This window comes from Blautia intestinihominis (genome assembly GCF_040096655.1).
Classification (GTDB): domain Bacteria; phylum Bacillota; class Clostridia; order Lachnospirales; family Lachnospiraceae; genus Blautia_A; species Blautia_A intestinihominis.
The window spans coordinates 1-603 of sequence record NZ_JBBMEI010000209.1 but is presented as its reverse complement, the minus strand read 5'-3'; the positions used below and the strand labels follow the sequence as shown (position 1 = coordinate 603).

Genomic DNA, 603 nt, shown 5'->3' with positions numbered 1-603 from the left:
TCACTTACAACGAATTATGCCGGAAATGCCAGCATGGGTGCAAGCAGAGCTTCCGGGCGGTTGTGATTGACTGCCCCCGTTATTTATCCAAACGAGCAAAGAAAAAGGAGAAACACACCGAATGAATTTTGAATTTATGACGATAGACACACCATTGCCGCCCTGTATGCCCTTTCCCAGAGCATTGACAGGATTTCCAGTCAGCAGCACCGCAAAGGTCATGTACTGCCGGATGTTGGACGCTATGCTCTCCAATGGGCAGGAGGACAAGAACGGAATCCTGTTTGTCTGCTTCCCTGTCACAGCCATTGCCGCAGTCCTGTCCCGCAGCTCTATGACGGTCAAGCGTTCTCTAAATGAACTGGAAACCGCCGGACTTATCATGCGGGTGCGTCAGGGCGTTGGAGAACCAAACAGGATTTATGTGCTGATCCCGGGAAAGGAGGACGCTGCCCTTGCCTGATACCTCAAAGTTGGAAAAGCTCAACCGGGAGTTGGAGAAAAGCGAAAAGAAACTGCGGAAAGCCATCAATGATGAAAAGGTATTGCAGCACCAGTTGAAGCAGCTTACCCGAAAGGAACGGACGCACCGGCTCTGTACCC

General features: G+C 51.2%; 2 protein-coding genes. Both read left to right on the top strand.

The features are described 5' to 3' along the window. The first annotated feature begins 121 nt into the window (after nucleotides 1-121). Entirely contained in the window at nucleotides 122-463 is a 342-nt protein-coding gene (locus tag WMO75_RS20200; RefSeq protein WP_349078881.1) for a replication initiator protein A, read from the top strand. Further along, the coding region (locus tag WMO75_RS20195) for a DUF3847 domain-containing protein (protein ID WP_349078883.1) at nucleotides 456-603 on the top strand (148 nt) is incomplete at its 3' end. The genes WMO75_RS20200 and WMO75_RS20195, both read left to right, overlap by 8 nt.

Excerpts from the sequence above, each read along its gene's own strand:
- WMO75_RS20200 (WP_349078881.1), top strand. The coding sequence starts at position 122 with ATGAATTTTGAATTTATGACGATAGACACACCATTGCCGCCCTGTATG.